This is a genomic window from Ruegeria sp. CF3 (genome assembly GCF_056537365.1).
This window is the reverse complement of record NZ_JBQFRK010000005.1, coordinates 277402-286461: the sequence shown is the minus strand read 5'-3', so window position 1 is coordinate 286461 and position 9060 is coordinate 277402. Positions and strand designations below refer to the sequence as shown.

Sequence of the window (9060 nt, the reverse complement as noted above, 5' to 3'; positions counted from 1 at the left end):
CCAATCTCTCAGCGCCACCGCCCAATCAAAAACCTCAGATGCCCCCAGTCTCTCCCGAGCGTCTCCGCAGCTTCCACCGCGTCCCAGCACCTCAGCAGCGCCGGTGAAGGGCGTTCTATGCCTTACGCATTCAACGCGCAAGTGGAAAATTCAAGAATATCGCAAAAAACTTCAAATTCATTTTTTATACAATAATTTCAAATATTTGAGTGGAACTCACCTCATGGAAATCGGCGAAAATCATCCTTCAAGCACATCAGATATACCGCCTAGGTTTCAGTGCTTGTTGGTTCAAACCCAACATATAGTGAGAACATTACAGTCACCCACAAGACTATACCGACTCGACGGCAATCAGCGATTCATTTCCAATCCCGGAATCGCGCCCGATATCGGCGCCGCCAGGCGCAATGCAAGTTGGTCTTACAGGGCCTTGCGCATTGTCTATGGATAGGCTCAGGTCTTTTCAAAGCAAACCCGATACGCCTGTGACCTTGATATGACGAATGACATTAAGTTTCCCTTGCTGCGAACCGTTGGATTTAACGGTCTCTTGGTGACCTTTGCGCAAACCATGTCCGAGCCGTCGAACCGCGCCGCCCTGGCGTTTCGGGGCGCAGTCGAGGCGCAGCAGATTGACGGCGTGCTTGAGACTTCGGCCTCGCTGGCATCTGCATTTATAAGGTTTGATCCATTAAGCCTGTCGCATCATGACATCGAAGAGTTGCTGCGGGCTATGCTGGTCAGTCGCGATTGGTACGCTGCACCTTTGCCTGCGGGGCGACGATTCTGGAAAGTGCCGACGGTCTACGGTTCCGATCTTGCGCCACAGCTAGAAGACGCGGCATTGGCAGCAGGGTTGTCACCAGCGGACGCCATTGATCGTCTCAGCCAATCGCGTGTGCGGGTTTTAACCATCGGATTTGCGCCGGGCCAACCTTATCTCGGGCCACTCGGACCCGAATTCAACATTCCACGCCTGAAAGAGCTGACGCCGATGGTACCTGAAGGGGCGTTGGTTTTGGCAATTTCGCAATTTGTCCTGTTCTCGGGGCCAACCCCAACCGGATGGCGTCATGTTGGACAAACCGCGTTTCGTTGCTTTCGTCCGGACATGGGGCGAAGTTTTGCCCTCAACCCCGGTGATGAGATGCAGTTCATCTCAGTCTCGCGCGAGGAGCTTGAGGATATCCGTACAACCTGCACTGATGGCTCTGGTGGTGCGAGTTGCGAGGAGATCGCGACATGACGCTGATCGTCCACCGCATCGGCCCAGCTTGCACGGTTCAGGATCAAGGGCGCACCGGGTATCTGGATCAAGGCCTGTCGTGTTCGGGTGCCGCAGATATAGTGGCACTTTATGAAGGGGCCGCGTTGCTTGGTAACACCCCAACGAGCGCCGCCCTCGAAATGGCGGGGATGGGTGGTGAGTTTGAGGCAACCGCACCAACCGCCATCGCGCTGACCGGCGCACCGATGCAGGCCAGTATCGATGGCAGCCCCGTCTTGTGGAATGCATCGCATCAGATGGAGGCTGGGCAGCGGCTGGTAGTCGGGTCGGTGCTGCAGGGCAGTTACGGGTATCTGAATCTGGGTGGCGGGATCGGGACCGACATGACTCTGGGCTCACGCGCGGCCCATCTGACCGCAAGGATCGGGCGCGCCGTTCAAGCGGGTGATCACCTGCCTTCGACGGAAACCGGCAAGACCGGCCTGAAACTGCGTTCGGAGGATCGGTTTTCGGGTGGGACGTTGCGGGTTGTGGCCAGCTTTCAAACCGCACTGTTCGATGACGAGACGCTGGCACGGTTTACGCAAACGACATTCCGCCGCGGTGCCCGAGCCAACCGGATGGGCATGCAGCTGGATAGCGACGGTAACGGCTTCGCGGCAAAGGGTCAGTTGAACATACTGTCCGAAGTCATAACTCTCGGCGATATACAGATGACCGGCACCGGTGCGCCCTTCATCCTACTGCCCGAGTGCCAGACCACCGGAGGTTACCCGCGCATCGCAACCGTTCTGCCCTGTGATCTGCCCCGCGCTGCACAGACCCCGGCGGGAGGCGAGGTGCGCTTCGAATTCGTAACACTGGAACAAGCCATCGCGCTGCAAGCCGCATTTAAGGCCGACCTTGCCCGCCTGCCCGCCCGTGTTGAACCATTGGTCCGCGATCCGCATGACATCCCGGACCTCCTGTCCTACCAACTGATCAGCGGAATGATCTCTGCCACCGAATAAGGAGTTATTGCGATGCCGAGCGTCGATCTGAATGCCGATATGGGCGAAAGCTTTGGCCCGTGGAAGATGGGTGACGATGAAAGCCTTCTGAAGATCATCACATCAGCCAATATCGCCTGTGGCTTTCATGCGGGTGACCCGGATGTGATGGCCAAGACCATGGCTCTGGCAGCCCAGAACGGTGTGGGCATCGGTGCGCATCCCGGTTTTCCTGACCTGCAGGGATTCGGGCGTCGAAACATGAAAGTGCCCCATGAGAGCTTGCGCAATCTGGTGCGTTATCAACTGGGATCGGCAATCGGCATGGCCAAGGCGGTGGGCACTGAAGTGCGCCATCTAAAGCTACATGGAGCGCTGGCCAATATGTGCTCGGTCGATATCGATATGGCGCGGGCCTGTTATCAGGGCGCATTGGACGTGGACCCGGACATCATCATCATGGTGCTGGCGGTAACCAAACAAGAAGAAGCGGTGCGCAAGCTGGACTGCAAATGGGTGGGCGAAATCTTCGCCGACCGTGCCTATAACGACGATGGCACTTTGGTGGATCGGTCACTGCCGGGAGCCGTGATCCATGATCCGGCGCTGGCCGGACCGCGCATTCTGAACATGGTGAAGGAAGGCGCCATCATCACCAAATCCGGCAAACGCCTTGAGACCTCAATCGATACGATCTGCCTGCATGGTGATGGCCCGACGGCAGTTCAGATCGCGCACTCGGTGCGCGAGAACCTGATCGCGGGCGGAGTCGAGGTCACAAAATTCATCCGTTAGTTACAACAACGTAACTTTGGCACCCCATCTCCAAACTGTTGCCCATGCAGGTCTTAGCGCCTAGCATGCATGGCAAGTGCATGATCTGACTACCACAAATCCAAGCAACGCGCCGCAAGGAGGTGAGCCTATGTCTTTTGATCTGATGTCCTACCAGCCAAGGGGCGACAAGAAGAACTCAGACTTCTTCACCGAATATCTTCCCAGGATTTACGAGCGCCGCATCAGCTCGGGCATTGCGGATCAAGTCGGTGCGATGCGGGCCATTGTCATTCAGGTCGAGACAGATGCGCTGTTTGACACGCTGGTCGAGCTTTATGTGATGACCCCCTATCGCCACACCGCCAGCTATTTGGGACAGACACACAAGTTCTCGGTAATGCATTCACATGCCGATTATCCGGCGCTGATCCTGATGGCTCCGCTCAGCCCGGCATTCGAGGATTTCATCCCGCGTATCAATCGTATGTACCCGCTGGCGCGCGGTAAGCCGCAGACGCGATATGTAGGTGAGATTTACGGTGCCACCGACCTGAAGGCGCTGACTGGAACGCTGGAGGATCAGAATATTCGGTTCGAATATTCTGGGGACACCGAAAATCCGTTCTACACGCTGGAAGGATACCGCTTTACGACGCCATCGGATTTCACGTGCAATCGCGTCGGCTATTCCACGCTGGATTTCAACGACACAGACAGTCTGGGGTTAGGCGATCGTGTTTTGCTGAGCGATGTGGAACAAGCCAAGCTGGATCAGGCCGCTGCGTTTGGGATGGATAGCAAAATCGCACCCCTGATGCTGGGGATCGACCATCTGGCGACACGCATTCTGGCCGGGGAACGTGAGGACGCGATCCTCGAGTTTCTGACCATGGTGCCTTATTACTTCTGGGGGGCCTACAACATCTTCGACATGAACTCGTCGACCAATGTGAATCGCAATGCCAGTGTGGATGACGACAAGAAATCCCCTGCCAAGGTCTTTACTGCTAACAACACGCCGTCGTTCGTGAACTCTTTCGAGCAATTGCCGATGCCAACCGAGGATTTCGTGCGTAATTTCGGACGACGCTTGCACCACATGGCGGTTGAAATTCAGGACGGCGACCATGGCGCGGGTGAGAAAAATGTCGATTTCGTGGTCAACACTCTTAAAGACAAGGGCGTTCCGTTCCTGGCCCATGTGGTCGGGGAATGCAAAGATGATCCGAACCTGAAACAGATCTTCTCAAAGCACTCGAAACACACGCTGCTGATCACCGAATACATCGAACGTTGTCATCACTACGACGGTTTCTTCACCAAGGATAACGTTGCAGCCTTAACTGCGGCGGCCGGGCAAGATGAACAGTATAAGCACGGCCACGTCTTCGATTGATTTGCCATAAAAAATGGGCTGCGAGATCATCGCAGCCCAGGCCCATCCAGGAGAGAATGCCGGGTCTTATGACGGCCCGATCATGAAACACGTGACATTGCGCGCCTGTAACCGACGACAGGCCAGATCAGCCTGCTCGCGGGTCATGCCCTGAAATGTCGCGTCAAACCCACGCGAGCTTTGGTTCACCTTACGCAAAGTGCCTTCCAAAGTGGTCATTTCCGACAGCGCAGTTTTCAACAGAACCTTCTCGGCCTCATACCGTGTGGTGTAGCGGCCAACATTGACGCCCCAAAGGTGACCGCCGGATGTGGACAAGCGGGTCACAACTTCGGGTTCAGGCTCGGGCTGTTTGGCCGGTTCGACCGAGGCCAGCACCACGTTTTCGGAAGGCTTGGCGCCATCCGACGGTGCTATGTCTGCTGCTGCAATCGCAGCAGCGATACCGTCCTGAATCCGGGTGTTGTCTTTTTCAGCCGTTGCGGCGACCGACCCCGCGACCTGAACCGTTTCGCTCGCCACTGGGCGCAACACCGGGCGCAGGCTCTTTTTCGGCGGGCCCGCTTGGGCGACCACTTGTGCACTACCCAGACCAGCATTCCCTGCATAGGCCGGGCGGGCGGGCTTACGGATTGGCGCACGCGAGGGGGCACGGCGGAAACCCATATCCAAAAGCTCGGCCACCCGGGCGTTGCGCGATGCACCTGATTTGCCACCGAAGACGGTCGCGATGATACGTTCATCCTTGCGCTTGGCCGAAGCAACCAGATTAAACCCTGCAGCGCGGGTATAGCCGGTCTTGATCCCATCGGCGCCCCGATAGGCTGCCAAAAGGCGGCGGTTGGTGTTCGGTACAGTCTTGATCCCGGCATTCGTCGATTGGCGCGAGAACAGGTTGTAGTACTGCGGGTAATCATACAGCAGGTGACGGCCCAGCGTGGTCATATCCCGCGCGGTCGACAAATGCCCCGACTCGGTCAGACCATGGGCATTCTTGAAGGTGGTCCGGCTCATCCCCATCACCTTGGCGGTGCGGGTCATGCGACGAGCAAACGCCGCCTCGGACCCGCTGAGGGCGATGCCGATCGCGGTTGCCGCGTCATTGGCGGATTTCACCGCCGCCGCCCGGATCAGATAGCGAAACGCGATTCGCTGCCCAGTGCGCAAACCCAGCTTCGAGGGCGGCTCAGCCGCTGCAGCCTTGGTGATGCGCACCTGAGTGTCCAACGTGATCTCACCATTCCGCACGGCCTCAAACGCAATATACAGCGTCATCATCTTGGTCAGAGATGCCGGATGCAACCGCGTGTCGGCATTGCGGGAATGCAGCACTTCTCCGGTGCGTGCGTCGATCACCATGGCCGCGTAAGGGGCCGCCATGCCCTGAAGTGGTGCAAATGAAAGCAGCCACAGAAATGCTATAAGTAATAAGCCCATTCGGGCCGGAACTGTCCGCCGAATCTGCACGATCTTTGCCTCTGTCTGCCTCGCGCCGCCAGGTTTTCCCGGTCAGCAATTTTTATTTTGATATTCTTCAGGCTAACACAGGGATGGGTTTAAAGAAACTGAAAGCTGCGTTTGAGTGGATCATATACACAGTCAGATTCACGCTACATATGGTGTTTCATGCGCGCCCGAACACCATACAGGCGATTGTGCCGAATTTCAGGCAAGCCGTGTCATCGAATTTTTTGTGACTGATGTCAAACGGCAACAGGTCAGGAAATCTGATCAATCAAAGCTGAAAGATCACCCAAATCCTTCAACTCGCGGAACCGTGGGTTGGAAGTTGGGACCTCGGCCTGCTCGACCTCCCATACCAACCCGTGCGGGACATGCACGCCCCAGCACCCGGCTTCGATTGGGGCCACCACGTCAGAACGCATCGAGTTTCCGATCATCATCGAAGCGTCGGGTCCATCACCGTACTGGTCAAAAATCATCGCATAGGTCGCCGCCGTTTTTTCGCTCACGATCTCGACGCCATCGAACAGCTCACCCAATCCGGATTGCGCCAGCTTACGCTCCTGATCGATCAAGTCGCCCTTGGTGATCAGCAGAACCTTATGCGTCTCGGCCACCGCCTCGATGGCCTCGCGCGCATGGGGGAGCAGTTCGATGGGATGTGCCAGCATCTCCTGCCCCGCTTCAACAAGTTGGCGGATGACGCGCGCCGGTACGCGATCTTCCGTCACCTCAATCGCTGTCTCGATCATCGACAGGGTAAAGCCCTTGATGCCATACCCATAGTGCTGGATGTTGCGCTTTTCGGCGGCAAGTAGACGTTCCATCAAGTGATCGTGATCGGCGTGATCGGCGAGCAATTCGGCAAAATATGCCTGAGTCAGCTGGAAGAAACGCTCGTTATGCCAAAGGGTATCGTCTGCATCGAACCCGATTGTTGTCAGCTTGTCCCGCATCGCATTTCCGTCCGGTTGCTCTTTTCTCTGGCCACCGTGACGTTATATAAGCCGGGAAACAATTCGTAGTGTTAATCGAGATTCTCTTACAGCAATGCGCAAACACCAGTGGATCATGTCTGAAAAGGACGACGAAGACGACGACACGTCGGTCCTGGTGCAAACGCGCCCCAAGACCAAGCGGCCGCCGCTGTATAAGGTGTTGTTGCTGAATGACGATTACACGCCGATGGAGTTCGTGGTGCATGTGCTGGAACGGTTCTTCGGCATGACCCATGCGCAAGCGTTTGAAATCATGCTGACCGTCCACAAGAAAGGTGTCGCCGTGGTTGGCGTGTTCAGTCATGAGATTGCCGAGACCAAGGTCGGGCAAGTCATGGATTTCGCGCGCAGGCATCAGCACCCGCTGCAATGCACCATGGAACGCGAAGAATAACGCGCGGCCATGTCCTCTCGCCTTGATCTAGCCTTGAACAGCGGGCTCAGCCTGTCGCAACCGCTGACTGTTTTGGCGCCTACCCCGGACCACGATTTGTCGGACCTTCCGCGCGAGGCGCAGATGGTGCAGCCGTTCAAACCGTTCCACGATCACTTTGCCACGCAGGGCTTTGTCGCTACGCCCAATAGTGACGCGCCTTGCCAGGATGCGGTCGTGTTTCTACCGCGCGCCAAGGCGCTGGCCCGGGCGCTGATCCATCAGGCCTGCAGCCGCGCCAGCGGGGTCATCGTGGTGGACGGGGCCAAAACCGATGGCGTCGACAGTTTGCTGAAAGATATCCGCAAGCGGGTTGCGATCGAGGGTCCAATCTCGAAGGCACATGGCAAGATTTTCTGGTTTCAGTCTGATGCGGACGCCTTTGCCGACTGGGCTGCGCCTGAAAACCAAATGGTTGACGGCTTCCATACCGCGCCCGGTGTGTTTTCCGCCGATGGTATCGATCCTGCCTCGGCCCTGCTGCTGAAGTCTCTGCCAACCAAGCGCGGCACGCGCATCGCTGATCTGGGTGCAGGTTGGGGCTTTCTGTCCGCCATGCTGATCGACGACACCTTGCGCAGCCTGCATCTGGTGGAGGCCGACCACACCGCCCTTACTTGTGCCCGCGCCAATGTCACCGACACCCGTGCGCAGTTCCACTGGGCCGACGCCACCAAATGGAGCGCGCCCGAGCCGCTGGACATGGTGATCATGAATCCGCCCTTTCACACCTCGCGCAGCGCCGACCCGACATTGGGCCAGGGCTTTATCACCAGTGCTGCACGCAACCTCACCCGCAACGGTCAACTCTGGATGGTTGCAAATCGCCACCTGCCTTACGAGGCCACGCTGGCCGAGGCTTTCGACCGTGTTGATGAAGTGGCAGGAGACAACCGCTTCAAGGTTTTCCATGCCTCTCGCCCTCGGGGCTGAGGCCCGCTAACCTGCGCCAGAACTCAGGAGGATTCGCATGTCCTTTTCCATCGCGGGCAAGACCGCAATCGTCACCGGGGGTGCCAACGGCATCGGACTGGCCATCGGACGGCACTTTGCCGATGCAGGCGCCAATGTCATGTTCGCCGATATGGATGAAAAGCGCCTGTCCGATGAGCTGGGCGAACAGGCGGATGACAGCAACATCCGTTATTTCGCCGGTGACCTGCGTGAAAAGTTGACCATCGCCAATCTGCTTTCGGCCACGCTGGATGCGTTTGATCAGGTTGATATCCTGATCAATGGTGCGCGGCAGGTGATCCCGTCGGACCCGCTGGACACCGATGACGATTCCGTGCGCACATTGCTGAACCAGAACCTGATGCCCGCGCTGCGACTGAGCCAACTAGTGGCTAAGCGATTTATCAAACAGGCTGATGGAGACGATGAGAACCCTGCCGGGTCAATCATCAACCTGTCCTCGATTGCCGCACGCCGCACCCATCCCGATCTGATGGCCTATTCCGTTTCGACCGCTGCGCTGGATCAGATGACCCGTTCGTTGGCGGTTGCACTTGCGCCCAGCCGCATTCGCGTAAACTCCATCGCACTAGGATCGGTCATGAGCGCTTCATTGCAGTCAACGCTGAAAGAAAACCGAGATTTCCGGGACGACATCGAAAAACATACTCCGCTTTCCCGGATTGCCGCTCCGAACGAACTGGTCGAAACCGCGCAATTTCTCGCGTCGGACGCTGCGGGCTTCATGACAGGCCAAATTCTAACCATTGACGGAGGCCGCACCCTGCTGGACCCTGTCGCAGCCCCGGCCCACTGAT

Annotated in this window: 10 protein-coding genes; 8 read left to right on the top strand and 2 right to left on the bottom strand. The window is 57.4% G+C overall.

Annotation, left to right across the window (positions count from 1 at the left end; translation table 11 throughout):
* From ACR0KC_RS17630 to ACR0KC_RS17610, 5 genes are all read left to right on the top strand, one after another.
* A partial coding sequence (locus ACR0KC_RS17630) for a hypothetical protein (protein ID WP_480796367.1) occupies nt 1–454 on the top strand: 454 nt, incomplete at its 5' end.
* A 45-nt stretch (nt 455–499) separates the two neighbouring features.
* Entirely contained in the window at nt 500–1249 is a 750-nt protein-coding gene (locus ACR0KC_RS17625) for a 5-oxoprolinase subunit B family protein (protein ID WP_480772049.1), read from the top strand.
* Nucleotides 1246–2241 (top strand): 5-oxoprolinase subunit C family protein, encoded by a 996-nt coding sequence (locus ACR0KC_RS17620; RefSeq protein ID WP_480772048.1) that lies wholly within the window; start codon nt 1246–1248, stop codon nt 2239–2241. Before ACR0KC_RS17625 ends, ACR0KC_RS17620 begins: the two co-directional genes overlap by 4 nt.
* Before the next feature lie 12 nt (nt 2242–2253).
* Nucleotides 2254–3015 carry a LamB/YcsF family protein gene (locus ACR0KC_RS17615; RefSeq protein ID WP_480707219.1) on the top strand — a complete coding sequence of 254 codons (762 nt, stop codon included), beginning with the start codon at nt 2254–2256 and terminating at the stop codon, nt 3013–3015.
* 130 nt (nt 3016–3145) lie between these two features.
* Complete coding sequence (locus ACR0KC_RS17610) at nt 3146–4393, top strand: hypothetical protein (RefSeq protein ID WP_480593253.1); 1248 nt, start codon at nt 3146–3148, stop codon at nt 4391–4393.
* Nucleotides 4394–4459: 66 nt separating this feature from the next.
* On the opposite strand, the gene ACR0KC_RS17605 is transcribed toward ACR0KC_RS17610, so the two are convergent.
* Both ACR0KC_RS17605 and ACR0KC_RS17600 read right to left on the bottom strand, forming a co-directional pair.
* On the bottom strand, nt 4460–5830 hold the full coding sequence (locus ACR0KC_RS17605; RefSeq protein WP_480772047.1) for a D-alanyl-D-alanine carboxypeptidase family protein: 1371 nt from the start codon (nt 5828–5830) through the stop codon (nt 4460–4462).
* Between the two features lie 281 nt (nt 5831–6111).
* On the bottom strand, nt 6112–6813 hold the full coding sequence (locus tag ACR0KC_RS17600; RefSeq protein ID WP_170423897.1) for an HAD family hydrolase: 702 nt from the start codon (nt 6811–6813) through the stop codon (nt 6112–6114).
* Nucleotides 6814–6907: 94 nt separating this feature from the next.
* On the opposite strand from ACR0KC_RS17600, the gene clpS reads away from it, so the two are divergent.
* From clpS to ACR0KC_RS17585, 3 genes are read left to right on the top strand one after another with little or no spacing between them, the layout of a single operon-like run.
* Entirely contained in the window at nt 6908–7249 is a 342-nt protein-coding gene (clpS, locus tag ACR0KC_RS17595; RefSeq protein WP_170396046.1) for an ATP-dependent Clp protease adapter ClpS, read from the top strand.
* 9 nt (nt 7250–7258) lie between these two features.
* The gene (locus tag ACR0KC_RS17590; protein WP_223117605.1) at nt 7259–8221 is read left to right on the top strand and encodes a class I SAM-dependent methyltransferase; all 963 of its coding nucleotides are present in this window, start codon (nt 7259–7261) and stop codon (nt 8219–8221) included.
* A 37-nt stretch (nt 8222–8258) separates the two neighbouring features.
* Complete coding sequence (locus ACR0KC_RS17585; protein ID WP_170408883.1) at nt 8259–9059, top strand: SDR family NAD(P)-dependent oxidoreductase; 801 nt, start codon at nt 8259–8261, stop codon at nt 9057–9059.
* Nucleotide 9060 lies beyond the last annotated feature (1 nt).